18 protein-coding genes and 3 tRNA genes are annotated in these 22,961 nt (G+C 69.3%); 18 read left to right on the forward strand and 3 right to left on the reverse strand.

The annotated features are described in order from the left end of the window. Positions 1-221: 221 nt before the first annotated feature. Positions 222-2,255 carry a class I poly(R)-hydroxyalkanoic acid synthase gene (gene phaC, locus WG212_RS01385; RefSeq protein ID WP_337185275.1) on the reverse strand — a complete coding sequence of 678 codons (2,034 nt, stop codon included), beginning with the start codon at positions 2,253-2,255 and terminating at the stop codon, positions 222-224. A 166-nt stretch (positions 2,256-2,421) separates the two neighbouring features. On the opposite strand from phaC, the gene WG212_RS01390 reads away from it, so the two are divergent. The 4 genes from WG212_RS01390 (at position 2,422) to glpX (ending at position 6,470) form a co-directional block, all read left to right on the forward strand. Next, a complete protein-coding gene (locus WG212_RS01390; protein WP_337185276.1) occupies positions 2,422-2,790 on the forward strand; it encodes a hypothetical protein in 369 nt (122 codons plus the stop codon). 138 nt (positions 2,791-2,928) lie between these two features. Then, positions 2,929-4,149 (forward strand): LL-diaminopimelate aminotransferase, encoded by a 1,221-nt coding sequence (locus tag WG212_RS01395; protein ID WP_337185277.1) that lies wholly within the window; start codon positions 2,929-2,931, stop codon positions 4,147-4,149. Further along, positions 4,146-5,438: a homoserine dehydrogenase gene (locus WG212_RS01400; RefSeq protein WP_337185278.1), complete on the forward strand. Its 1,293-nt coding sequence runs from the start codon at positions 4,146-4,148 to the stop codon at positions 5,436-5,438. The genes WG212_RS01395 and WG212_RS01400 overlap by 4 nt, the downstream gene beginning before the upstream one ends. A 78-nt stretch (positions 5,439-5,516) precedes the next feature. Beyond that, positions 5,517-6,470, forward strand: coding sequence for a class II fructose-bisphosphatase (gene glpX, locus WG212_RS01405; protein WP_337185279.1), 954 nt, complete (start codon positions 5,517-5,519; stop codon positions 6,468-6,470). A 206-nt stretch (positions 6,471-6,676) separates the two neighbouring features. On the opposite strand, the gene WG212_RS01410 is transcribed toward glpX, so the two are convergent. Together WG212_RS01410 and WG212_RS01415 are read right to left on the reverse strand one after the other, a co-directional pair. Continuing rightward, positions 6,677-7,495, reverse strand: coding sequence for a hypothetical protein (locus WG212_RS01410; RefSeq protein WP_337185280.1), 819 nt, complete (start codon positions 7,493-7,495; stop codon positions 6,677-6,679). Between the two features lie 184 nt (positions 7,496-7,679). After that, positions 7,680-9,026, reverse strand: coding sequence for an MFS transporter (locus tag WG212_RS01415; protein WP_337185281.1), 1,347 nt, complete (start codon positions 9,024-9,026; stop codon positions 7,680-7,682). A gap of 343 nt (positions 9,027-9,369) precedes the next feature. Here WG212_RS01415 and recJ point away from each other — a divergent pair, with 343 nt between their 5' ends. From recJ to WG212_RS01485, 14 genes are all read left to right on the forward strand, one after another. Continuing rightward, on the forward strand, positions 9,370-11,193 hold the full coding sequence (recJ, locus tag WG212_RS01420) for a single-stranded-DNA-specific exonuclease RecJ (protein WP_337185282.1): 1,824 nt from the start codon (positions 9,370-9,372) through the stop codon (positions 11,191-11,193). A 63-nt stretch (positions 11,194-11,256) separates the two neighbouring features. Next, positions 11,257-11,331, forward strand: a tRNA-Glu gene (locus tag WG212_RS01425). 696 nt (positions 11,332-12,027) lie between these two features. After that, positions 12,028-13,203: a right-handed parallel beta-helix repeat-containing protein gene (locus tag WG212_RS01430; RefSeq protein ID WP_337185283.1), complete on the forward strand. Its 1,176-nt coding sequence runs from the start codon at positions 12,028-12,030 to the stop codon at positions 13,201-13,203. A gap of 273 nt (positions 13,204-13,476) precedes the next feature. After that, positions 13,477-14,046 (forward strand): cold-shock protein, encoded by a 570-nt coding sequence (locus tag WG212_RS01435; protein ID WP_337185284.1) that lies wholly within the window; start codon positions 13,477-13,479, stop codon positions 14,044-14,046. 254 nt (positions 14,047-14,300) lie between these two features. Beyond that, positions 14,301-15,125: a glutaminyl-peptide cyclotransferase gene (locus tag WG212_RS01440; protein WP_337185285.1), complete on the forward strand. Its 825-nt coding sequence runs from the start codon at positions 14,301-14,303 to the stop codon at positions 15,123-15,125. A gap of 10 nt (positions 15,126-15,135) precedes the next feature. Further along, on the forward strand, positions 15,136-15,564 hold the full coding sequence (locus WG212_RS01445; RefSeq protein ID WP_337185286.1) for a PaaI family thioesterase: 429 nt from the start codon (positions 15,136-15,138) through the stop codon (positions 15,562-15,564). Between the two features lie 47 nt (positions 15,565-15,611). Then, positions 15,612-15,688: transfer RNA gene (locus WG212_RS01450), tRNA-Pro, on the forward strand. 33 nt (positions 15,689-15,721) lie between these two features. After that, positions 15,722-16,030: an ETC complex I subunit gene (locus WG212_RS01455; RefSeq protein ID WP_337185287.1), complete on the forward strand. Its 309-nt coding sequence runs from the start codon at positions 15,722-15,724 to the stop codon at positions 16,028-16,030. Positions 16,031-16,042: 12 nt separating this feature from the next. Further along, positions 16,043-16,119, forward strand: a tRNA-Arg gene (locus WG212_RS01460). Continuing rightward, a complete protein-coding gene (locus tag WG212_RS01465) occupies positions 16,090-17,733 on the forward strand; it encodes an amidohydrolase family protein (RefSeq protein WP_337185288.1) in 1,644 nt (547 codons plus the stop codon). The genes WG212_RS01460 and WG212_RS01465 overlap by 30 nt, the downstream gene beginning before the upstream one ends. A 123-nt stretch (positions 17,734-17,856) precedes the next feature. Further along, on the forward strand, positions 17,857-18,351 hold the full coding sequence (locus WG212_RS01470; RefSeq protein ID WP_337185289.1) for a DUF3237 domain-containing protein: 495 nt from the start codon (positions 17,857-17,859) through the stop codon (positions 18,349-18,351). Continuing rightward, positions 18,344-19,669, forward strand: a complete 1,326-nt coding sequence (locus WG212_RS01475; protein ID WP_337185290.1) for an MFS transporter — start codon at positions 18,344-18,346, stop codon at positions 19,667-19,669. The genes WG212_RS01470 and WG212_RS01475 overlap by 8 nt, the downstream gene beginning before the upstream one ends. 127 nt (positions 19,670-19,796) lie before the next feature. Further along, positions 19,797-21,968 (forward strand): TonB-dependent receptor, encoded by a 2,172-nt coding sequence (locus WG212_RS01480; protein WP_337185291.1) that lies wholly within the window; start codon positions 19,797-19,799, stop codon positions 21,966-21,968. A 78-nt stretch (positions 21,969-22,046) separates the two neighbouring features. Continuing rightward, on the forward strand, positions 22,047-22,820 hold the full coding sequence (locus tag WG212_RS01485) for a pseudouridine synthase (RefSeq protein WP_337185292.1): 774 nt from the start codon (positions 22,047-22,049) through the stop codon (positions 22,818-22,820). The last annotated feature ends 141 nt before the right edge of the window (positions 22,821-22,961 follow it).

The following is a 22,961-nucleotide window of genomic DNA, read 5'->3' on the forward strand; positions in this document are numbered from 1 at the left end:
CGGCGGCCATGAGGGCGCCGTGGGCCTTCTCCGCGGCGGAGAGGTCCAGCGCCGCCAGCCGGTCCAGCGCGGCCAGCGCCACGACGTCGATGTCGGGTCCCTCGGACATGAGGGACATCCAACCACCCCGCTACGTCAGAAACGGACGTAGGCCGGCGGCGTCACCCCGATCTTGCGCTTCGCTGTCCCGGCGATCACGGCGAAGGCTCGCCGCGCGAGGATCAGCTCTTGACCTTCACATATTCCCCGGGGGCGTCGCCCAGGGGCTTCAGCGGGCCCTTGGCGGGGTCGCGGGCCGGCACCGTTTCGCCCGAGCGGGCCCTGAGCCAGGCGGCCCAGTGCGGCCACCAGGAGCCGGGATGCTCGACGGCGCCGGCCTGCCATTCGTCGAGCGCGGCGGGCAGGGCGTCGTTGGTCCAGTGCTGGTACTTCTTCGCGACCGGGGCGTTGATGACCCCGGCGATGTGGCCCGAGCCGGCCATCGTGAAGGTGGTGGGGCCGCCGAACAGCCGCGCGCCCTTGTAGACCGAGCGGGCGGGCGCGATGTGGTCCTCCTTGGAGGACTGGACGTAGATCGGGATCTTCACCTGGCTCAGGTCGATCCGGACGCCGTCCAGGGTCAGTTCGCCCTTCGCCATCGCGTTCTCGCCGTAGAACCGGCGGAGGTAGAAGGTGTGGAGCGTCTTGGGCATGCGGGTCTGGTCCGAATTCCAGAACAGCAGGTCGAAGGGCTTGGGCTCCTTGCCCAGGAGATAGTTGTTGACGAAGAACGACCAGATCAGGTCGTTGCCGCGCAGCGCGTTGAAGGTGTCGGCCATGGTCTGGCCCGACAGCACCCCGCCGCCCTCGTCCATCTTGGCCTCGAGATCCTTCAGCCAGTCCTCGTTGGTGAAGAGGAGCAGGTCGCCGGCCTCCGAGAAGTCCTGCTGGGCCGCGAAGAAGGTGGCCGAGCCGATGGACGTGTCGCCCCTGGCCGCCATGTGGGCGAGCGTGGCCGAGAGCAGCGTCCCGCCGATGCAGTAGCCGACGGTGTTGACGCGATCGACGCCGGCCTGTTCGAGCGCGGCGGCCACGCCCTCGTAGATGCCCTGGCGCATGTAGTCCTCGAACGTCTTGGTCGCGAGGCGCGCGTCGGGATTGACCCACGAGGCGACGAAGACGGTGAAGCCCTGGGACGCCAGCCAGCGGATCAGCGAGTTCTCGGGCCGCAGGTCCATGATGTAGAACTTGTTGATCCACGGCGGGAAGATCAGCAGCGGGATCTCGCAGACCTCGTCGGTCGACGGCGAGAACTGGAGAAGCTCGATGATCTCGTTGCGGAAGACGACCTTGCCGGGCGCCGTGGCGACGTTCTCGCCGATCTTGAACATCTCGTAGTCGGTCTGGGCGATCGCGAGCTGGCCGCCGCCGCGCTGGAGGTCGGCGTGGAAGTTCTCCATGCCCTTGACCAGGCTGGCGCCGCCGGTGGCCATCACCTCCTTGAGGGCGGCCGGGTTCGAGGCCAGGAAGTTCGACGGCGAGAAGGCGTCGGTGAGCATCCGCATGAAGAACTCGACGCGGCGCTTCTCGAGCGGCTCGACGCCGTCGACGTCGGACACGAGGCCGTTCAGGAAATTCGCCGTCAGCAGGTAGGATTGCTTGATCGCGTCGAAGACCGGGTTGTCGGACCAGTCGGGATCGGCGAAGCGCTTGTCGCCCTTGGCGGGGCTGACCACCGGCTCGACCGGCTCGCCGGCCGCGCGGCGCGCCGTCGTCTGCCACAGGTCGAGGTAGCGCGAGAATAGGTCGGCCTGGGCCCGCATCATGCGGTCGGGCTGGGCGGCGAGGCGGCCCATGACCTGGGTGAGGGCGGGGGCCACGTGGAACGGGTCGGGCGAGAGCGCCGCCGGCCGCTCGGCCTGGCGCAGGGCCATCTCGGCGATCGTGCCCTGGGCCGTGACCGCCGCGCGGGCGAGGTTCAGGGAGAGCTGTTCGAGCTGGGCGCGCTGTTCGCCGGTGAACGCCACGGCGTCGAAGGCGATTCCCCCCGTGACCGGCGAGGCGGCCGAAGCGGCGGCCGGCGCGGCGCCCTCGGATTTCAGAGCTGGATCGGGCGCGGCGGCTGGCGCCGGGCTGAAGCTCTTGGCCTCGGACGCCGTCTCGGGCGCCGCCTTCTCCTCGCCCACCGCCCTGGACGCGGTCGCCTTGGCGACCTTCGCCGCGGCGCCCGTCTTGCGACCCTTGCCCTTCGGCGGGCCTGCGGCCTGCTCGCTCATCGTTCGTCCTCCCGAGGCGTGAGAGCGACAACGCGCGCTCTTTCGCCGTCAACGATCATCGCATAAGACCTTGGCGCAAATGAATGCGTCGCGCCCACTATTGCCGACTGCCGCAAGGGTCGTCACCTGTCTCTCCGCCTGTCTCGTGACGGGCGCGGGCGGATTGATGCTGTCCGGCTGTGTCGGGGCGGCGTTCGGCGACGCCAGGATCGACCCTCAATCGGCGGTGGCGGGCGACGTGGCCCGGATGAGCCGGCAGGGCGGCCGGTTCCCCACCTTCGCCGACATCCCCAAGCCGCCCAAGGACCTGCGCCCGGTGGCGCAGTACGGGCAGGACGCGCACGCCGTGCTGGCGGCCGGCGAGGCCCTGACCCGGGCCACCGCACCCGGCACCTGGACGCTGGACGGCACCGACAGCTTCGCCGAGCGCGCACGCGACGACGCCGGCCCGCAGTTCGTTCCGCCCGACCCGGCGGAATCCGAGGCCTTCGCCCGGGAGGTCCGCGAGCGAGCTAAGCCGCCTCCGCCGCGCTAGGAGCCAGGAGGCCCGGAGCGCCGCGAGAGGCCGAAAAAATCCCGAACCCGCTTTGCGGACTCTGCCCGAGAGTCTATCGAAGCCTGACGTCAGCTCGCAGATCGGCCGCATGGGCGAACCGCGGCGCAAGAGCTCAACATGACACCGGAATTCCATCGTATCCGCCGCCTGCCTCCCTACGTCTTCGAGGAGGTCAACCGCATCAAGGCCCGCCTGCGCGGCCAGGGTGTGGACATCATCGACTTCGGCATGGGCAACCCCGACATGCCGACGCCGAAGCACATCGTCGACAAGCTGGTCGAGACGGCCCGCGACCCCAAGGCCGGGCGCTATTCCGCCTCGAAGGGGATCACGGGCCTCCGGAAGGCCATGGCCGGCTACTACGGCCGCCGCTTCGGCGTGAAGCTGGATCCCGAGCGCGAGGTGATCGCCACCCTGGGCTCGAAGGAGGGCTTCGCCAACCTAGCCCAGGCCCTGACCGCGCCCGGCGACGTGGTGATCTGCCCGAACCCGGCCTATCCGATCCACGCCTACGGCTTCATCATGGCCGGCGGGGTGATCCGCCACGTGCCGGCCGGCAGCCCCGAGGAGTACTTGTCGGGCATCAGCCGGGCGGTGAAGCACTCGGCCCCGCCGCCCAGCGTGCTGATCGTCAGCTATCCGTCGAACCCGACGGCGCAGTGGGTGGACCTCGACTTCTACAAGGACGTCGTCGCGCTGGCGCGCAAGCACGACCTGCTGGTGCTCTCGGACATCGCCTATTCGGAGATCTACTTCGAGGACAACCCGCCGCCGTCGCTGCTGCAGGTGGAGGGCGCGAAGGACATCGCCGTCGAGGTGAACTCGCTCAGCAAGACCTTCGCCATGGCCGGCTGGCGCGTGGGCATGGTGGTGGGCAACGAGCGGATGTGCGCGGCCCTGGCGCGGGTGAAGTCGTACCTGGACTACGGGGCGTATACGCCGATCCAGGTGGCGGCCGCGGCGGCGCTGAACGGCCCGCCCGAGTGCATCGAGGAGATCCGCGGGATCTACAAGTCGCGCCGCGACACCCTGGTGGAATCGATGCGGCGGGCCGGCTGGGACATCCCCGCGCCGCCGGCCTCGATGTTCGCCTGGGCCAAGCTGCCGCCGCAGTACGAGGCGGCCGGCTCGATGCTGTTCTCCAAGCTCCTGGTCGAGGAGGCCGGCGTGGCCGTGGCGCCGGGCGTAGCGTTCGGCGAGTACGGCGAGGGCTATGTGCGGATCGGCCTCGTGGAGAACGAGCACCGCATCCGGCAGGCGGCGCGCAACGTGAAGAAGTTCCTGGCCAACTCGGACGAGATCCTGGGCCGGGCCCACAACACGATGGCGGCGCAATGAGCGAACCGAAGACCTGGCGCATCGGCGTCGCCGGCCTGGGGACGGTAGGCGCGGGCCTGCTGAACTTCCTGGCGGAGCGGCCCGGCTTCGCCCCGGCGGGCGGGCGGGCCGTGGTGACCGGCGTCTCGGCGCGCTCGCGCACCCGGCCGCGGCCGTTCGACATCTCGAACCTGCCGTGGTTCGACGATCCCGTCGCGCTGGCCCGGTCGCCCGACGTGGACGTGTTCGTCGAGCTGATCGGCGGGTCGGACGGCCCGGCGAAGGCCGCGGTCGAGGCCGCGCTCGCGCTGGGCAAGCCCGTCGTGACCGCCAACAAGGCCCTGATCGCCGAGCATGGGGCCGAACTGGCGGCCCTGGCCGAGGCGAAGGGCGCGCCGCTGCTGTTCGAGGCCGCCGTCATGGGCGGCACGCCGGCGGTGAAGATGGTGCGCGAGGCCCTGGTCGGCGACGACGTCCAGTCGATCGCCGGCATCCTGAACGGCACCTGCAACTACATCCTCACCGAGATGGAGGCGGGCGGGCGCTCGTTCGCCGACGTGCTGGGCGAGGCGCAGCGGCTGGGCTACGCCGAGGCCGACCCGACGATGGACGTGGGCGGGTTCGACGCGGCGCACAAGATCACCATCCTGGCGGCCCTGGCCTTCGGCTGCGCCCCCAATTTCGCCGCCGCCGAGATCGAGGGCATCGAGCAGGTGGACCTGCTGGACATCCGCATGGCCCGCGACCTGGGGTACCGGATCAAGCTGGTGGCCTCGGCCGAGCGGTCGGAGGACGGCGTGCTGGTGCGGGTGCGCCCGTCGCTGACGCCGCTGGACCATCCGCTGGCCCAGGCCGGGGGGGCGCTGAACGCGCTGTTCATCGAGGGCCGCCGGATCGGGCGCATCTTCGTGCAGGGTCCGGGCGCCGGGGCGGGGCCGACCGCCGCCGCCGTGGCCGCCGACATCGCCGACGTGATGACCGCCCCGCAGCGGCCCGTCTTCCAGGCGCCCGCCGGCGCGCTGGAGCCGTTCAAGGCGGTGGACCCGTCGAGGATGACCGGACGCGCCTATCTCCGCTTCCTGGTGAAGGACGAGCCGGGCGTGATCGCCGCGGTCTCCGAGACCCTGGCCGAGGCGGGGGTCTCGATCGAGAGCTTCCTCCAGAAGCCGACCGAGGGCGCGCAGGGCGTGCCGATCGTTCTGACCACCCACGCGGTGACGGAATCGGCGCTGACGGCGGCGGTGGAGCGCATCGCCGGGCTGGACGCGGTGCTGGATCGACCGCGCCTGTTGCGGATCGCTCGCATCTAGGCTCAAAAGGCGGCCCGCGCGGCGGGTCGCGCAAACGTACCGGGCCCTCAGGCTGGGCTTTCAGGGGACTGAGACGACATGAGTTCCGACGTTCTGGACCGTAATCTGATCATGGACGCGGTCCGCGTCTGCGAAGCCGCGGCCATAGCGGCCTGGAAACTGGCCGGCCGCGGCGACGAGAAGGCCGCCGACCAGGCCGCCGTCGACGCGATGCGCACGGCGCTGAACGACCTCGAGATCGACGGCGAGATCGTCATCGGCGAGGGCGAGCGCGACGAGGCGCCCATGCTGTACATCGGCGAGAAGGTGGGCAAGGGCGGCAAGTCGAAGATCGACATCGCGCTGGACCCGCTGGAAGGCACCACGCTGACCGCCAAGGCGATGGCCAACGCGCTGGCGGTGATGGCCTGGGCGCCCAAGGGCACGCTGCTGAACGCGCCCGACACCTACATGGACAAGATCGCCTGCGGGCCGGGCTATCCGGCCGGCGTGATCGACCTGGACAAGAGCCCCGCCGAGAACGTCCAGGCGCTGGCCAGGGCCAAGGGCGTCGATCCCGGCGAGATCACGGTCTGCATCCTGGATCGCCCGCGGCACGCCGAGATCATCGCCGGGGTCCGGTCGGTGGGCGCGCGGGTCCACCTGATCACCGACGGCGACGTGGCGGGCGTGATCAACACGACCGACCCCGAGACCGGCATCGACCTCTACGTGGGGTCGGGCGGCGCGCCCGAGGGGGTGCTGGCCTGCGCGGCGCTGAAGTGCGTGGGCGGCCAGTTCCAGGGGCGACTGGTATTCCGCAACGCCGACGAGCGGGCGCGGGCGGCGCGGGTCGGGATCACCGACCTCGACAAGAAATACGACCTGCACGAGATGGTCCGCGCCGACGCGATCTTCGCGGCCACCGGCGTGACCAAGGGCGCGCTGCTGGACGGCGTGGGCGTGAGCGGCGGCTTCGTCCACACCCACTCCCTGGTGATGAACTCGGCCACGCGCACCGTGCGGGAAGTGCGGATGAAGCGGCCGGTCTGACGGTCCTGCTCGCCGAAACCGGCGCAAGCCGGCTGGAAAGCGAAGGTTGGGAACGGAAAGCCGCCGCCAGGGCCAGAAGCTGGAAAGTGATGTGTGTCCCTGCTCTTGGTCGCAGAGCAGGGACGCGTATTTCTTGGGACAGCGCGGGACAGCCTGGCCGTTTGCGGAATCACGAAACGCATGAGCGCCCCTGGCCGGACGGGGACCTACAATCTCGGCGTTTGCCCCTGGCCCTGCCGTTTACGCGTTGCGGCGTCCTTGAGTTGCTGAACCCATGCCTTTCTGCTGCGCTCGGCTGTGATGATCGCGCCAAGATCGTTCAGCTCCGCCGCGAAGGTGCTCACCGGGTCGCCGAGGAGATAGTAGTCTACATAGGCGCCGCATTGCGTCAGATCGGCCGGAAGCAGGCCGCGAGCCTCGACCTCCTTGCTCCGCCCCACATAGAACGCTTCGGCCGTGGAGTGCTCGGCCATGCCCGCCCCTGAATCAACGCGGAACGTAATCTTTCCGGCCTCCCTCACCCTGATGCAGGATGGCCTTCCGGCGTCTTCCCATACGATGTGGTGCAGCCTCGTTCCGTTGATCCCCGCCGGCCGTCCGTACTTGCGGATGAGATCCTGCGCGAATTGCGCCGCAGTGGGACGATTTTGAACCAGAATCTCGTCACGGCGGACACTGATCACCCTCACGTCGCCGACCGGCCCGGAGAAATAGACTTTCACGACCGGCCTCTGATTGTCCTTCCAGGCCTCCAGCCGGCCCAAGAACTCCGGCGTCCTCAGGGCGTGATTGACGCCGTCGCTATAGTTGAACACGGCCATGACGGGTCTGATGCTGAGACTGGAGTCAAAAGCCCTCAGCGCCGATCTGGCTTCCGCCTCGGTCATGCCGATTCGAACGCCGGCGATTTCAAAGCTCGACGCGGAGGCCGCCTGCGCCTGGGCTTGTGCCGGCAGCGATGCCAGCCCCGCGAGCGCCGCAGCAAGGCACGCGCCGGAAAACAGACGCAAAAAAGTCCTGCGCATCGAAAGCCTCCTTCTGCCTGCCGGGAAGAGTGGAAAAAACGCCTGGGCCGGTCAACGCCGACCCCCGCCAGCAGCAGGCGGTGGCGTTGGTCTTTTGAATGATGGAGCGCCTTCGAAGCCGATAACAAAGCAGGGATGGTGGACGTCGCCTGCCAAAAGGAACCGCGTGTCCCGGCTTTGATGCTCAGTGCTCGGCCGGCGCCGTTCCCAGCGCGGGGGTGACGTCCGGCGTCGTGCCGGCGTTCGTCGTTCCGGGCCTGAACAGCCAGATTCCCGCGGCGCCGAGGGCGAACATCCCCGCCACGATGAAGAAGAACATCTCCGGCGTCGCCCCGCCGGTCGTGGCGCCCGACAGGGAGGCGCCGAGCGGCCGGCCGAAATTGGCCACCGCCATGTAGATCGTGAACTGGGTCGCGGCGACGCCCGGGGAACACAGGCGCATCGCCAGGGGGATGATGCAGATCGCATAGGTGATGCCGATGAACTCCTGCGACCAGATCACCGCGGTCATGAACCCGCCGTTGCTCCACAGCGACTTCGAGAGGCCCATGCCCAGCATGAACACGGCGATCGCCGGGAGGACGACCATGAGCACGTGCTTGCCGCCGAAGCGGCCCACGATCCAGCCGCCGACGGTCAGGGCGTAGATGGCGGATCCCAGGATCGCCGAGGACTGGACGCTGGTGAACTGGGTCATCGACCATCCGGCGAACGTCTGCGTGAGCACGGGATAATAGACCTCGGTCCCGCCGACCGGGATCGCCCGCAGGAGCAGGAACGGCACGAACAGGAGGCTCATGGGCGCGAGGATGGCGCGGAAACTCCCCATCAGGAGCGGCCCCCACGCGTCGACCTGGATCGCCACGTTGTGCGGATGCGCCGCGCCGCGCGACCAGGGCAGGCGCTTCTCGCCCGCGCGCTCCCTCAGCATCATCCCGTAGACGAGGACCAGCGCCAGCCCGAAGGCGCAGGCGGCGAATCCCGCCGCCACGCCCTGGGTCTGGATCAGGAAGCCGCAGGCCGCCCCGGACGCCGCCATGCCCAGGGCCTGGGCGCCGAACATCACGCCCCCGGCCTTGCCCTGCTCGTCCTCGGTCATGATGTCGACGGCCAGGCTGTCGATCGACACGTCCTGGAACGTCGTCGCCAGGTTGACGCCGAACGCCAGGACCGACAGCAGGAGGACGTCCTGGCCGCCCGGCTGGAGCACGGCGCCGCACAGGCAGCCGAGGACGATCGTCGCCTGGGCGCCGATGATCCAGGCGCGCCGGCGCCCCATCGCCAGGTAGGTGTAGCGGTCGATGATGAAGCCGTTCGCCAGCTTCAGCGTCCAGGGCAGGGACGTCATGCCGACCACCGAGGCGATCTGCAGCGGCGTGGCGCCGCTGCTGGCCATGTAGGCGGGGATCGCGACGTAGAAGAGACCCAGGGGAATGCCCTGGGCGATGTAGAACAGGAGAACCGTCAGCAGCCGGAGGCGCGAGCTCTCCACCAGCGGCGGGAGCCCGCCTGTCGCGGTTGCGCGTGACATCGGAACCCCCCGGAGCCGGTGCGAGATCGGAGCGCGCGAGGCGGACCAGCCCCCTGCGCCCGAGCCCCGTCACGCATTCGTCGCGACTTCCCGGACCACGGCAAGGGTTAATTCGCGCCCGCGCCCCGCCGCGGCGCCCCCGGTCCGGCGCCGTCCGCCGCCACGCGCCTTGGCGGCTGGGGGGCTCCCTGCGTCCGCTTCTGACGTCGGCTGGCGCCAGAGTCGCTGGACGCCCAGAGTCCGGCTGGCGACTCGGCCGGCGCAGGCCGATAGTGTCGCGGGCGTACCCTTCGGCGGGAACACGCAGGGACGCGAACAGTCAGGGGCGCGAACAGGCAGGCGGATGGCGGACGGCGGCGCGAACATCGGATCGACCGGGGGCTATCTCGGCGTGACACGTTCGCTTTCGGGCCGCGTCTGGCGTCAGCGTTCGGCGTGCCCCGATCTGGCGCGGCGCCACCAGCAGGCGCACGGCCTTTCCGAGCCCCTGGCGCGGGCGCTGGCGGCGCGGGGCGTGGACGACGCGGCCGCCGCCGACTTCCTGCAACCCACCCTGAAAGCGCTATTCCCCGACCCGTCCTCGTTCGCCGACATGGACCGTGCGGCCGAGGTCCTGGTGGACGCGCTGGAGGCGCGGCGGCGGATCGTGGTGTTCGCCGACTACGATGTGGACGGGGCCTCGTCGGCGGCGCTGATCGTGCGCTGGTTCCGGGCGATGGGCCTGGACCTCGCCATCTATGTGCCGGATCGCATCGCCGAAGGCTATGGCCCGTCGCCGGCGGCGTTCCGGCGGCTGAAGTCCGAGGGCGCGGACGTGGTGGTGACGGTGGACTGCGGCGCGGCCGCGCACGACGCCCTGGCCTGCGCCGGCGAGATCGGCCTGCCCGTGGTGGTGATCGACCACCACCTGATGCGGCCGGGCGAGGTTCCCCCGGTGGCGGCGCTGGTGAATCCGAACCGGCCCGACTGTGGTTCGGGGCAGGGGCATCTGGCGGCGGCGGGGGTGGCGTTCGTGCTGCTGGCGGCGCTGAACCGCGAGGCCCGGCGGCGCGGCCTGACCTCGACGGGCGAGCCCGACATCCGCGGCTGGCTGGACCTGGCGGCCATGGGCGCGGTCTGCGACGTGACGCAGCTCACGGGCTTCAACCGGGCGCTGGCGGCGCAGGGCCTCAAGGTCATGTCGGGCTGGGCGAACCCCGGCCTCAGGGCGCTGATGACGGTGGCCAAGGGAGCCTCGACGACGGACCTGGGCCCCGCCTCGGTGTTCCACGTGGGGTTCCTGCTGGGGCCGCGGATCAACGCGGGCGGGCGGATCGGGCGCTCGGACCTGGGCGCGCGGCTGCTGTCCACCGACGATCCGGACGAGGCCGCGGCGCTGGCGGCCGAGCTGGACGCGCTGAACGCCTCGCGCAAGCAGGTGGAGGCCGAGGTCCAGGAGGCGGCGGTCCGCCAGATCGAGCGCGAGAGCAATTTCGGCGACGCGCCGTGCCTGATCGTGGCCGACGACGGCTGGCATCCGGGCGTGATCGGCATCGTGGCCGGACGGCTGCGCGAACGCTACCGCAAGCCCACCCTCGTCATCGGCGTGGACCGGGCGGCCAATGTCGGCAAGGGCTCGGGCCGGTCGCAGCCGGGGGTGAACCTGGGGCGGGCGGTCCAGGCGGCCTATGAATCGGGCCTGCTGCTGGCCGGCGGGGGCCATGCGATGGCGGCCGGCCTGTCGGTGCGGCCCGAGGCGATCCCGGAACTGCGCGAGTTCCTGTGCGCGGCCCTGGCGGACGAGGCCGGCGCCGCGGCGGCCGAGGATGGCCTGGACATCGACGCCCTGGTGACGGCGCGGGGCGCCGACCGGGCGATCTGGCGCGATTTCCAGCGGCTGGCGCCCTTCGGGCCGGGCAACCCCGAACCGGTGTTCGCCGCCGCCGACGTGCGCGTGGAGCGGCCGATGGCGCTGCGCGGCGGGCACGTGCGCTGCACGCTGATGGACGGCTCGGGCGGCCGGCTGAAGGCCGTGGCGTGGCGGGCGGAAGAGACCGAGACGGGTCGCCGCCTGATGCAGGAGGGGGGCGGAATCCACGTGGCCGGACGGCTCAAACCCGACGATTGGCAAGGGCGTGAAGGCGTCGAACTGGAGATCGAGGACGTGGCTGATCCGCGCCGGACGTGATGTGGCGATGAGCCGCTTGCACCCCAAAACGAAGGCGTCTATAGACCCGGCCTCGCGCCAAGCGGTCCCTTCGTCTATCGGTTAGGACGCCAGGTTTTCAACCTGGAGAGAGGGGTTCGACTCCCCTAGGGACTGCCAGGCGCGGCTTCCCACTTTCGAAGTCGCCATACTCTCCGTTCGTTGGGTTCGGCGAGGCCTGACGCGCCTGTTCGCGTGTCCACACAGGCCCGGCGGCGTTCTTGATCGGTCGCGGCCTGTAGATGGCCTTGCAGAGTGTCACGTCGGTCCAGATCCTGTTCGGATGGTCGTGTCCTAGTCTAGGCTGGAGGTTTCCATAGACTGTGGGGCATCCGCCTTCGCCGCATCGTCGTGGCGCGTTCCACGGACCAGTCGGTCAAGCCGACTGTGCTGGAAGGCCTCGATAGGCAGTTTGTGGGAAAGTGAGTTGGCGGGGAAGCAGAAGTGGGAGGTCGGTTTTGGATGCGACCGTCGCAAACATGCCCCCGCCCCACCAGAACGACGTCCAATCCACGCTGGCCGGTATCTGGCCTGTATCTGGCTGGTATAGAGCAGAAGGGTCAGCGCCAAGCGAGCGCCGCGCCGAGGTTCACAAGTCTTCTGGAACTGGGCGAGGTTCGCAGCAGTCGAGCGCCGAAACCCCTCAAGCTTTCCGAAACGCCGGATTCCATTCCGGGGTGGACGTCGATTTGCAGGCCCGAGATGTTGATGAAGCAAACCGACTTTGAAACTCTACAATGAGAAGGACGCCCGGAAGAGCCGCTGGTGGCCGGTATCGCAGAGGGGGCGCCGAAGACAAACCTACAGGAGCACGACATGACGTCCCTTCGCCCTGCCACCCTGTTGCTGACGCTTCTCGCAAGCTCGGCCTGGGTCGTCCCATCGTGTGCGGCCTCGACCGTGGTCGATCCGCAAACCGCCCCGGCTGTGCTGACCCGGCTCGCTGCCGGCGATGTGTTGCGGCTCAAACCCGGCGTCTATAACGGTCTGTCCTTCAGGCACGTGAAGCGTTGGGATCCGGCGCGGCCCATCGTGATCACCTCTGCGGACCCGACCCGACCCGCCATTGTGACCGACTTCACGGTCAGGGGCGCGCGGGGCCTCGTGTTTCGTGATGTAACGCTGCACGCAACCAACCCCAATACCCGCGGCTACGGCTTCGTCTTCCACGGCTGTGAAGCCGTCGCGCTGGAGCGCGTAAAAGTGCATGGCTCACTGGACGGGGACCCGAGCAACGACCCCTACGGTGTGCAGTTCCGCGATTGCCACGATGTCTCGGTCACCGGCAGCGAGTTCACCGAACTGAATCGCGGCCTGCTGGTAGGACCAGCGTCGAAGGTGCGGGTGGAGGACAACCGGCTGCATCTGCTGCGCAGCGACGGCATGGACTTCGCCCAGGTCCAGGATGTGCGGATTGTCGGCAATGAGATTCGAGACATCTTCCGCGTCGGGACAGACCATCCCGACGGCATCCAGTTCTGGACGTCTGCCACCACGGCGCCTTCACGCAACATTCTGATTGCCCGCAACCTGATCGATCGAGGCCGTGGATTGGCCATGCAGGGGATCTTCATCCGCGACGAGGCCGGGCATCCCTACGACGGGCTGACGATCGAGGATAACCTGATCCTGGGCACGGGATGGAACGCGCTTCGGATCGTGGGTCATACTGGGAAGCCCACGACGGGAGTGACCATACGGGGTAACGAACTTATCACCTTCAGGGAGGTGGACGGCGTTCCGACACGGGAGCTCTTGACCTACATCCTGTTGCAGAACGTCAACGGCGCGGAGGTGACCGCGAACCGCGCGGCGCAAATCAGCTTCGACAAAGTCGAGGGTCTGACGCAGCGAGGCAACGTCATCACTAAGCCTGTCCGGGACAAAGGCGCCGCGGCGCTGGCGAATTGGACGGCGCGCCACCGGCCTGCCGACCGCATCGCCGCTTTGCCGGCTGAGGAACTCCCAGGCGCGCCGAAGTCCAAGCGCTGAACGTTCTTCGGGGATCGGTGGGTTCGCGAGGGCGCTCTCCATCGCTGCGGAGCTTGTACGGGGCCGTCGATTTGAGCTGCTCGGCGGTCCACTCTGCGAATGATCCGCCCTTTACAATGACTCCAGGCCGACCGGCCGGTGCGGCTTTGCCGACACGCTGGGCGGTGGCCCGCCAAGCGGCGCCGTGAATCCCATTGACGGGCCGCAGGTTACGAGAACAGTGTTATAGTGGGCCTGAGCCGATGTGTCGGGGGACAACGGGCCGAGGGGCGCATGGGGTACGAATTCGAGCATGCCGAGGGACCGCCGCCCGTGCGGATCTCCGGCCGGGTGAAGTGGTTCGACGCGGGAAAGGGCTACGGGTTCATCGTGCCGGACGACCCGGCGATCACGGACCTGAAGGACGTGCTGCTGCACGTGACCAGCCTTCGGACGTCGGGGCGGGAAAGCTGCCTGGAAGGCTCGCTCATCACCTGCGACGTGGTCCGCCGGCCCAAGGGCTGGCAGGTGGCCGAGGTGGTGCTGGTGGACGAGAGTTCGGCTACGCCCAGCGAGCGTCGGGCAGCCGATCCCGCACGGCGATCGGATGCGGCGCGGCCCGTGCGGCGGCCGGTCAGCGCCACAGGCCCTCTGGAAGGCGCCACGGTGAAGTGGTTCAACCGCGCCAAGGGCTATGGCTTCGTGGTCCGGGACAGCGAGCCAGGCGACATCTTCGTCCACATCGAGACGTTGCGGCGGGCCGGACTGGAGGATCTCCAGCCGGGCGACGGCGTGCTGGTGCGCTTCGCCGAGGGGCCGAAAGGCCTGGTCGTGGCCGAGATCGAGCCCGGTCAGGTCTCCTAGAGCGCTATTCGCTCCGATCGAAGCGGAGCGGCGCTCCAGAATCTTGATTTGCCGCGCTTTCCAACGGCGAACCGGGCTCCACTTCGCCGGAAAGCGCTCTAGCCACGGCCTGACCCCGGCCCCCGGTTTCGACGGAGGGCCGATCTCCGATATCCGATCCCACTGCGCCCGGTCTCTGGGCCCCAATCCAGGCGCCGGGCCTTGCCTGCCGCCGGGCGGCGTTCCAAAGGAGGGGCCGTCCGACCGGAGGCTGCGTGACCCTTCGCCTTTGCCTATCCCGCTCCGCCGCCGCCCTCGTCGCATCGTGGGCCGCGTTCTGGGCGACGTTCTGGGCCGCGTTCGCGTGGGCCTGCGCCGCGGCCGCGGCGCTGCCGGTGCAGGGGGTGGAGGTGAAGGCGGTCTACCCGCACGACCCGAAGGCCTTCACCCAGGGCCTGCTCTACCTGGACGGCCACCTCTACGAGAGCACGGGGCTCGTCGGGCGCTCGACCATAAGGCGCGTGCGGCTGAGCGACGGGGCGGTCCTGCAGTCCAAGGCCATCGCCCCGTCGATGTTCGGCGAGGGCCTGGTCAACTGGGGCGACCAACTGATCAGCGTGACCTGGCAGGACCGGGTGGGATTCCGCTGGGACCTCAAGACCTTCGCCCTGCGCGCATCCTTCAGCTACGCGGGCGAGGGGTGGGGACTCACGCAGGACGGCCGTCACCTGATCATGAGCGACGGCACGCCGGTGCTGCGCTTCTTCGATCCCAGGACGTTCAAGGAGGTCCGCCGCGTGCGGATGACCGTCGAGGGCCGCCCCCTGACCAACTTCAACGAGATCGAGTGGGTGAAGGGCGAGGTGTGGGGAAACGTCTGGGGGACGAACTTCATCGCGCGGGTCGACCCGGAGACCGGCGCCGTGAAGGGCTGGATCGACCTGTCGTCGCTGCCGGACGCCGTGCGCCGGCCGGACCCCGACGCCGTGGCCAATGGAATCGCCTACGACAGCCGTGGCGACCGCATCTTCGTGACCGGCAAGCTGTGGCCGCGCCTCTATGAAGTGCGCCTCACGGCGCCCAGGACTCCTGCGAGATGATTCCGAAGAGATGAATACAGACGACCTGATCCCCGAGCCGCCGCCCGGCTTCCTCCGCTCCTCGGGCCGCGGCCAGTTCTCCACGCACAACGGGCCATACTTCCACAAACCGGTCGTCGATGGACTGGTGTCGCAGGCGTTCTACGCCCTGCCGCGGCACACCAACGGCATCGGCCTGGTCCACGGCGGGATGCTGTCGGCCTTCACCGACGGACTGCTCGCGGCCGCCGTGGGGTTCGGCACGGGGAAGGTCGGCGTGACCATCCACCTCTCCATCGACTTCCTGCACATGGCGCGGCAGGGCGACTGGGTGGTCGGGGAGTCGCGCATGACCCGGGCCACCAAGGATGTCGCGTTCGCCGAAGGCGTGCTGCGCGCGCGCGGCGTGGACATCGTGCGGGCGTCGGGCGTGTTCAAGCTGATGGATCGGCGGGGTTAGTTTGCGGAAAAGCCGAAACGGCTATATCGCACGTCCGCCGGCGTCCTCGGGGCGTAGCGCAGCCTGGTAGCGCATCTGCTTTGGGAGCAGAGGGTCGGGAGTTCAAATCTCTCCGCCCCGACCAGCCGGCGAGGATTTTGAGGAACAGGCCGCCCGCATGCTCGCGCGCATCTATCGTCCGTCCAAGACCGCCATGCAGTCGGGCCGCGCCAAGGCGGCCGCCTGGGTCCTGGAGTTCGAGCCGAAGGCCGCGCGACGCCCCGATCCGCTGATGGGCTGGACCGTGACCAGCGACACCGAGTCGAGCCAGGTGCGCCTGACCTTCGACACGAAGGACGAGGCCGTGCGCTACGCCGAGCAGCACGGCATCGCCTTCCAGCTCGTCGATCCCGCGCCGGCCAAGCGGATCATCAAGGCCTATGCCGACAACTTCGCCTTCGGCCGCCGCATTCCTTGGACGCACTGATACGCCGCGTCCGCGCCCGTAGCTCAACCGGATAGAGCATCCGCCTTCTAAGCGGACGGTTGCAGGTTCGAGTCCTGCCGGGCGCGCCATTCCGGTTTGAAGCCGGACACTCCGCACGCCGGACCCTGGACGCCGGACCCTGGAGGCTAGGCCTTGGACGCCTTACCCTCGCCGCGAACGATCCTCTCAACCCACGCCATATCGCGTTGGTGTTTCACAGGCGGGGCATAATTTCCTTCATGGCAGTCAGAATCTTGGCGCGCGTCGGCATCGGGCTCGCGGCCCTGGCGGCCGTCGCCACGGCATGGCTGTGGCTGATCATCAGCGATCCGCCCGACGCCCTGACGCTCAACCGGGCGCGACCCATCGGCGTCCTGATCGACAATGTGCGGCTGGTTTCGATGGTCCCGGGCGCACCCGAGGTCGAGGATGCGCGCGCCGTCCTCGTGATGGGCGACCGCATCGTGGAAGTCGGCGCGGCGGGCGCCTTGCCCGCGCCGAAGGGCGTCCGCGTGGTGGACGGCGCCGGGCGCACCCTGATCCCCGGGCTGATCGATGCGCACATCCACCTCAACGACGAGGCGGAACTGGCGGCCTATCTCGCCCACGGCGTGACCGGCGTCCGCAACATGTCCGGCTATCCGTTTCATCTCCGGCTCTCGGAGCGCATCGCCACGGGCGCGCTGCTCGGCCCGGACTTCATCACCACAGGCCCGATCCTCAACAGCCGTGGGCCGAATGAGAACGTCCTACAGCGGATGGTCACATCGGGCGATGAAGCCCGGGCCGCAGTCCGGGCGCAGCATGACGCGGGGTACCGCGCGCTCAAGATCTACTCGAACCTCACCCGCGAAGCCTTCGAGGCCATAATCGAGGAGGCGGACCGCCTCGGCATGAGTGTCTCCGGCCACTCGCCCGAGGGTGTGCGGACAAGGGGCGTTCCGCGGGAGCGGCCGTTCGACATCCCTTGGGAGCAGTCCCTTGGGCGCGGCCTCACCACGCTCGAACACATCGAGACCATCGTCTGGCACGGACTGCGGGACGACCTGGACGAGGACAGGATGCGGCGGTTGGCCGCCAGGCTTTCCGCTTCCGGAGAGGTGGTCACGCCGACCCTGATCGCGCACAGGCGCCTCGTGCTCATCGCCGAAACGAAGGGGCGTTATCTGGACGGCCCCGGCTCGGACACCATCAATCCGCTGACGCGCTTCTTCGAGCGGGGTTCGGAACGGCATTGGAGTGGTGTCGATCCGTCGACCTACGAACGGCCCCACGCGGACTTTTTCCTCACCGCGACACGCCTTCTTCACGAGGCGGGCGTGCCCCTGATCGCCGGGTCGGACAGCGGCGGCTTCGGACTCGTGCCGGGCGCGTCCCTGGCCCGGGAACTAGAGCTCCTCGTGGCGGCGGGGTTGTCGCCCCACGATGCGCTCGCTGCGGCGACGCGCACGAGCGCCCTGGCCCTCGGTTTCGAGCGGACAGGTGTGGTGGCGCCGGGCTACCGGGCCAATCTGGTCCTGCTGCCGGGCGATCCGTTGACGCAGATCGGCGCCGTGGAATCGCCATCGGGAGTCATGGTCGGCGGTTACTGGATCGACGACGACGGACTTGAAGACATGCGACGCTCCGCAAGAGACACGTCGTTCGTCCGCTCGCTGTGGCGTGTGCTGGAGATGAAGCTCTTCAACGAAACCAAGGGATAGATGCCCGGTTTCCGATGCCGCCAGTCTTCCCGACGATGCGCGCGCCGGCCGACCCAGGCGCTTCCCCGGGCCGCGTAAACATGTAGAACTCTAAGCAATAAGAACCGACCGCTGGGAGGCGACATGGGGGAAGCGAGCGCGGGGGCGGTCTGGCCGCTCTGCACCGTGGATATCCGGCTGGACGACGACGCGCCCCTGCCGCTGGGCCAGACGCCGTGGCGCAACCGGCGGGTCAGCTACATCGCGGGGGGAACGATCGACGGCGAGCGCCTGCGTGGCGAGGTGCTGGCGGGCGGCGGCGACTGGTCGGAACTGGGCCGCGGGCAGGACGGCGCGGCGCTGACGCTCATCGACGTGCGCTCGGTCTGGAAGTCGCACGACGGCGCGCTGATCTACGTCACCTACGCGGGACGCCTGGTGATCCCCCCGGCGGTGCTGGCGGATTTCCGCGATCCGCAGCGGGTCGAGACATTGGACGAGGGCGCCTACTATTTCCGCATCCAGCCCACCTTCGAGACGGCCGACCCCCGGTACGACTGGCTGAACGCCGTGGTGGCCGTGGGGTACGGGCGACGGACCGCGCGCGGGGTTCGCTATCGGGTGTTCGGACTTGCTTAGCCTCGTCCTGCCCAGGCCGGGCGCAGCGCAGCCCGGCGGCTACGCCTGGTACGTGGTGGCGATCCTGCTGGTCGCCTATACGCTCTCGTTCATCGACCGGATGATCCTCAGCCTGCTGGTCGGGCCGATCCGGGCCGACCTCGGAATCTCGGACACGCAGATGAGCCTCCTGATGGGGTTCGCCTTCGCGGTGTTCTACAGCGTCCTGGGCGTGCCCCTCGGGTGGATGGCCGACCGCGGCAGCCGCAAGCGGCTGATCGTGGCGGGGATCGCCGCCTGGAGCGTGATGACCGCGGTCTGCGGCTTCGCGCGCGGCTATGCAGGGCTGTTCCTGGCGCGGATCGGCGTGGGGGTAGGGGAGGCGACCCTGTCGCCGGCCGCCTATTCCATGTTGGGCGACTATTTCCCCCGCGAGCGCCTGGGCCGCGCGATGGCCGTCTATTCGATCGGCGTTCCCCTGGGGTCAGGGATCGCACTCGTCGCGGGAGCGATCGTCGTGCGCTACGTCACCGAGGGCGCGGCGGTCGACCTGCCGTTCGTCGGCGCGCTGGAGCCCTGGCGACTGACGTTCCTGATCGTCGGCCTGCCGGGACTGCTGCTCGCGGGGCTCGTGGCGCTCACCGTCCGCGAGCCGGCCCGGACCGGGGCCGCCGTCGCGGCGACGGGACGCGAGTTCCTGGCCTTCTTCCGGTCGCGTCGGGCGGCGCTGAGCGCGCATTTCGCCGGCATGGCCCTGGTCGCGCTAGTGATGTACGGCGCGATGGCCTGGATTCCCCAGTTCCTCCACCGGACCTACGGGATGCCGGTTCCCGAGGCGGGGCTGTGGTTCGGCGCCGCCACCGCCATCGGGGGCGCGGCGGGCCTGCTGCTGGGCGGCTGGATGGCCGACGCGCTCTATCGGCGCGGCTACAAGGACGCGCACCTGCGGGTGATCCGGCTGAACGCCGTGATCCTGCTGCCGCTGTTCGTCGGGATGGCGCTGGCCCCCAGCCGGGAGCTGGCGCTGGGGCTGATGATCCTGAGCATGCTGCTGGGCACCATCCACGGCGGCGTCGCCGGCGCGGGTCTCCAGATGATCACGCCCAGCCGGCTCCGGGCGCGGGTGGTGGCCGTCTACTTCCTCGTCGCCAACCTGGTGGGCCTGGGGATGGGTCCCACGGCCATGGCGCTGGTCACCGACCTGGTGTTCGGGCGGGACGACGCGCTCCGCTACGGGATCGCGATCGTGACCGCCGCGGCCCTGCCGGTCTCGGCCGTGATCCTCAGCCTGGGCCTCAAGGCTTTCGCGCGGGCCGCCGAGCAGGCCGAGACCGCCTGAAGGCGGCGTCGGGAGAAGGGCCCTGCGGGACGTCGCGTCTGAATTGCTTAGAGTTCTATGCAAAACACTGTAATCTGATTCAGCGGACCCCGCCGGACGAGCTGGGGCCGGATACGGGGAGGAAGAGATGCAAGAGGGTCTATGGCATGGGGCGTCGTGGCTGGCGCTCGGACTGGCGCTGGCCTCGGGGCCGGCCGTCGCCCAGACCGCCGACGCCGAGGTGTCGGAACTGGTCGTGACCGCCCAGAGGGTCGAGGAGAACATCCAGCAGGTCCCGATCGCGGTGAGCGCCTTCTCGAGCGCCGCGCTCCAGCGACAGTCGATCGAGACGTTGCAGGACATCGCGATCCGGACGCCGGGCTTCAGCGCCGGCCAGGTCGACCCGATCCAGTCCAACTTCGCGATCCGCGGGATTGGCTCGGCCTTCGGCATCAGCCAGAACGCCGGCGGCGACGCCTCGGTGGTGGTGTTCGTCGACGGCGTCTATGCGGGCCGGGGCGGCACGCCCGACATCGACGCCCTGAACCTGGAGCGCGTGGAGGTGCTGCGCGGGCCGCAGGGCACGCTGTTCGGCAAGAACACCATCGGCGGCCTGATCCAGTTCGTCAGCAAGAAGCCGTCGGCCGACCCCTCGTGGCGCGTCGAGGCCCAGTACGGGAACTACGACCGCCGGTCCCTCAACGCCCGCGGCAACATTCCGCTCTCGGATCGGGCGTTCCTGTCGCTGGGCGGCTCGATAAAGCTGCGCGACGGCTACGAGTTCAACGAGACCACGGGCAACCACGTCAACGACCAGGACCTGCGGAGCGCCGCCCTGGCGCTGCGCCTGCTGCCCAGCGAGGACCTCGACGTCACCCTGGCCGTCGACCTGACCGACCAGGACCAGAAGGGCAACCCGCGCGACAACATCTGCGACGCGACCCTGCGGGGCGGGGTCCACTGCGTCGGGATCAACCCCGACCCGCGTGTGGTGAACGCCTTCACCGACGGCTACCTGCGGCGCTGGCTCCAGACCTACCGGGGCGAGGTCAACTGGCAGTCGCCGCTGGGCACGGTCACGTCGATCACCGCCTACCGTGCGGCGACCCTGAACTTCCGCACGGTGTTCTTCGCCAACCCGGTCAACCCGCCGAACCAGATCGAATCGACCGAGACGGACCACGAGAAGAACAAGCAGTTCAGCCAGGAACTGCGGCTGGCCTTCGGCGCCCTGGACGACCGCCTGACCGGGCAGGTCGGCGCCTACTACCTGCACGAGGACAACACGCGCATCGAGGACCTCCAGCAGGACTTCCCGGCGCCGGCCCAGACGGGGATCGCGACCTATCCCCAGATGGTGAAGGGGCGCAGCATCGCCCTCTTCGGGCAGGCGAGCTTCGCGGTGACCGAGACGGTGACCGCCACGGCGGGCCTGCGGCAGACGTGGGAGCGCAAGCGTGGCCGCTTCATCGGCCGGAAGGTGTCGGGACCGGGCCTGCCGCCGCCGCTCGCCGCCGACTACGACGTCAGGGGTTCGGAGAGCTGGAGCGCGCTCACGCCGCGCTTCGCCCTGGACTGGCAGGCGACGCCGGACCTCCTGCTCTATGCGTCGGCGACCCGCGGCTTCAAGAGCGGGGGCTTCCAGGGCATCGCGGGGTCCGGACCCAGCCAGTCGACCCCCTACGACCCCGAGTTCGCCTGGAGCTACGAGGGCGGCGTCAAGTCGCGCTGGCTCGACGGGCGGGTCCGGCTGAACGCCTCGGTGTTCAAGACCGACTACAAGGACCTCCAGGTGTCACAGCTGGTGCCGCTGTGCTGCGTTGTCGTCGGCAACGCCGCGACCGCCGAGATCGAGGGCGCCGAGTTCGAATGGGTGCTTCAGCCCGTGCGGGGCCTGCAACTGGACGGCAGCTACGCCTTCCTCGACGCCGAGTTCACCAGCTTCGCCAACGGCGCGACCGCCAACTTCACGGGCAACGCCCTGCCACGCTCGCCGCGCCACAAGGTGCATCTGGGCCTGCAGTATTCGGCCGACATCCAGGGCTGGGGCGCGCTGGCCCGCGTGGACTACACCAACCAGGCCCACATGTTCTTCGAGGCCTCGAACATCCCGACCCAGAAGCAGGAAGGCTACATCAACGTGGATGCGCGGGTGTCGCTGACCTCGCCCGACAAGCGCTGGGAGGTCGCCGTGTGGGGCAAGAACCTGACGGACGAACTGGTGGCCACCTACGTCACCGCCTTCGCGCCCTACCGGCAGGTCCTGGTGCCGTACGCGCCGCCCAAGACATATGGCGTGACCCTGATCTGGAAGATGTAGCGCGTCGGCGGGGCCTCGGTGCGGGGTTCCCGCGCCTGCGCAGGTGATCCGGGCCGCAGGGCAGTGTAGATGGCGGCCATGTCCTGGACCCGCCGCTACGACGAGGCCGAGCCCCAGCGGGTCAACAGATGGCTCGCGCAGAACGGCGTATGTTCCCGCCGCGAGGCCGAGGCGCTGATCGCCGAGGGGCGCGTGAGCATCGACGGCGAGACGGTGGCGGACGCCGGACGCAAGATCCTGCCCGGCCAGACGCTGACGCTCGCCGGTCGCGCGGATGGGGCGGGCGCGTTGGGCGTGGGCTTCACGGCGGTGCTGAACAAGCCCGTGGGGTACGTCTCGGGGCAGCCCGAGCCGGGCTACACTCCCGCCGTGCGGCTGCTGACCGCAGCGAACCAGGTCGGGGAGGGCGCCGCGCCCGATGCGCGGGCCAGCCTTCCGCCGCTGGGCCGGCTGGACATGGACAGCCACGGGCTGCTGCTGCTCTCGGACGACGGCGTGCTGGCCAAGGCGGTGATCGGGCCGGAGTCCGCATTGGACAAGGAATACGTGGTCCGGGTCGCCGGACAGGTCACGGGAGAGAAACTGTCCCGCCTGCGCCACGGCCTGTCGCTGGACGGGCGCCGGTTGAAGCCGGCGAAGGTGGGCGTGATCCAGGGCCAGACGCTGCGCTTCGTGCTGAAGGAGGGGCGCAAGCGGCAGATCCGGCGGATGTGCGACCTCGTGGGCCTGAAGGTCACGGACCTGCTGCGGGTGCGGATCGGCCCGCTCGACCTGGGCGAGCTGCCCGAAGGCCGCTGGCGGCGGCTCACGGCCGAGGAGCGGGACGCCCTGATCGCGGCGTCGAAGGGTTAGGGGCCCCTCCTGCAAGGCCGCGAAGCGGCGTCTCTCGGATTTTGAGGAACCACAGAAAACACGGAAGGACACGGAAAGCGAGGCTGTGATTTCCGTATCTTTCCGTGTTTTCCGTGGCTTCCATGAAAAATCTCCGCTTTG

Origin of the sequence: Phenylobacterium sp. (assembly GCF_037189685.1) — a bacterium.
Taxonomy (GTDB): Bacteria; Pseudomonadota; Alphaproteobacteria; order Caulobacterales; family Caulobacteraceae; genus Phenylobacterium.

Excerpts from the sequence above, each read along its gene's own strand:
- glpX (WP_337185279.1), top strand. The coding sequence starts at position 5,517 with ATGAGTTCCGACGTTCTGGACCGTAATCTGATCATGGACGCGGTCCGC.
- WG212_RS01455 (WP_337185287.1), top strand. The coding sequence starts at position 15,722 with ATGCTCGCGCGCATCTATCGTCCGTCCAAGACCGCCATGCAGTCGGGC.
- phaC (WP_337185275.1), bottom strand. The coding sequence starts at position 2,255 with ATGAGCGAGCAGGCCGCAGGCCCGCCGAAGGGCAAGGGTCGCAAGACG.
- WG212_RS01445 (WP_337185286.1), top strand. The coding sequence starts at position 15,136 with ATGAATACAGACGACCTGATCCCCGAGCCGCCGCCCGGCTTCCTCCGC.
- WG212_RS01410 (WP_337185280.1), bottom strand. The coding sequence starts at position 7,495 with ATGCGCAGGACTTTTTTGCGTCTGTTTTCCGGCGCGTGCCTTGCTGCG.
- WG212_RS01480 (WP_337185291.1), top strand. The coding sequence starts at position 19,797 with ATGCAAGAGGGTCTATGGCATGGGGCGTCGTGGCTGGCGCTCGGACTG.
- WG212_RS01485 (WP_337185292.1), top strand. The coding sequence starts at position 22,047 with ATGTCCTGGACCCGCCGCTACGACGAGGCCGAGCCCCAGCGGGTCAAC.
- WG212_RS01390 (WP_337185276.1), top strand. The coding sequence starts at position 2,422 with ATGCTGTCCGGCTGTGTCGGGGCGGCGTTCGGCGACGCCAGGATCGAC.
- WG212_RS01415 (WP_337185281.1), bottom strand. The coding sequence starts at position 9,026 with ATGTCACGCGCAACCGCGACAGGCGGGCTCCCGCCGCTGGTGGAGAGC.
- recJ (WP_337185282.1), top strand. The coding sequence starts at position 9,370 with ATGGCGGACGGCGGCGCGAACATCGGATCGACCGGGGGCTATCTCGGC.
- WG212_RS01470 (WP_337185289.1), top strand. The coding sequence starts at position 17,857 with ATGGGGGAAGCGAGCGCGGGGGCGGTCTGGCCGCTCTGCACCGTGGAT.
- WG212_RS01430 (WP_337185283.1), top strand. The coding sequence starts at position 12,028 with ATGACGTCCCTTCGCCCTGCCACCCTGTTGCTGACGCTTCTCGCAAGC.
- WG212_RS01400 (WP_337185278.1), top strand. The coding sequence starts at position 4,146 with ATGAGCGAACCGAAGACCTGGCGCATCGGCGTCGCCGGCCTGGGGACG.
- WG212_RS01395 (WP_337185277.1), top strand. The coding sequence starts at position 2,929 with ATGACACCGGAATTCCATCGTATCCGCCGCCTGCCTCCCTACGTCTTC.
- WG212_RS01435 (WP_337185284.1), top strand. The coding sequence starts at position 13,477 with ATGGGGTACGAATTCGAGCATGCCGAGGGACCGCCGCCCGTGCGGATC.